General features: G+C 30.3%; 1 protein-coding gene. It reads left to right on the top strand.

Annotation, left to right across the window (positions count from 1 at the left end):
- The first annotated feature begins 145 nt into the window (after window positions 1-145).
- The gene (locus KW502_RS15235; RefSeq protein ID WP_219041404.1) at window positions 146-1,030 is read left to right on the top strand and encodes a GNAT family N-acetyltransferase; all 885 of its coding nucleotides are present in this window, start codon (window positions 146-148) and stop codon (window positions 1,028-1,030) included.
- The last annotated feature ends 165 nt before the right edge of the window (window positions 1,031-1,195 follow it).

Raw genomic sequence — 1,195 nt, 5'->3', positions numbered from 1 at the left:
AAGACTAAAACGAACTTTTAAGGCATTAATACAAAAGCAAACAAAAATTAATGCAAATTTTGGCTTTACCCCTAATTTCAATTATTTTTTAAAAAAAATTAGGTAGTTTTGAGACAGACTGCCGTTGGCTGTAATTTAACAACAGATGGAGATTAGAAGTTTAGAAGGAATAGATTACAAAGATATTTTAGATGTCTTTAATGAGTCCTTTTCTGACTATTTTGTTCCTTTTAAATTATCAGAAAAGCAGTTAATATCAAAAATGAAAACTGATAAAACTGACCTTGAATTGTCAGTAGGCGTTTTTGATAATCAAAGACTGATTGCTTTCATTCTACACGGAATTGATATTATTAATAATCAAAAAGTTGTTTACAATGGTGGAACAGGTGTCATTCCTCAAAAAAGAGGTTCTGGATTGACAAAACAAATGTATCTTTTTATTTTACCAATTTTAGAGAAAAGAGGAGTTGATAAAATCATACTTGAAGTAATAGCTAAAAATACTCAAGCTATAAAATCCTATGAAAAATCTGGATTTAAAAAAGTGAGAGAATTAGCTTGCTATAAAGGAGAATTCACCCTTGATAAAACAAACGAAAAGCTAGAAATTAAAGAACTCCACACATATCAATGGAAAGTAATGGAATTTTTTTGGGATATAAACCCTACTTGGCAAAATTCTAAAAGAGTGATGGATGAGCTGAAAGCAATTAATATTTCATTTGGAGCCTACATAGCAGGGCAATTAGTTGGCTATGTTATTTATAATCCTGAAAGCAAACGAATACAGCAAATAGCCACACATAAGGGTTTTAGGAAAAACGAAATAGCTTCGAGTTTAATAATTGAATTGAAGAAAAAGTACGGTAATGGTTTTTCAGTAATCAATGTGGATAAAAAAGCAGAGAATGTGGCTCATTTTTTTGATTCGATAGGATTTCAAAATTATCTGAATCAGCTAGAAATGGAATTGGAAATTAATAAAAAAACTACAGCTAACAATGGTAACCGTTGCACAAGCCTCTAATTCTTAGAAAACCTCACTTATTTAAACCGCTTTAGAGCGGTTTTCTAGTTTTATATCGTTTGTAAATTAGCAGAATATAGTCTCTTTAAAATGGACTTATACGCATTATTTAACGTCATTATGAACTTTAAAAACAAGTCGAGCATTCCTGCTCCGCTTTTTACT

The organism is Mesonia aestuariivivens (assembly GCF_019311235.1).
Taxonomy (GTDB): domain Bacteria; phylum Bacteroidota; class Bacteroidia; order Flavobacteriales; family Flavobacteriaceae; genus Mesonia; species Mesonia aestuariivivens.
This window is presented reverse-complemented; position numbering and strand designations above follow the sequence as displayed.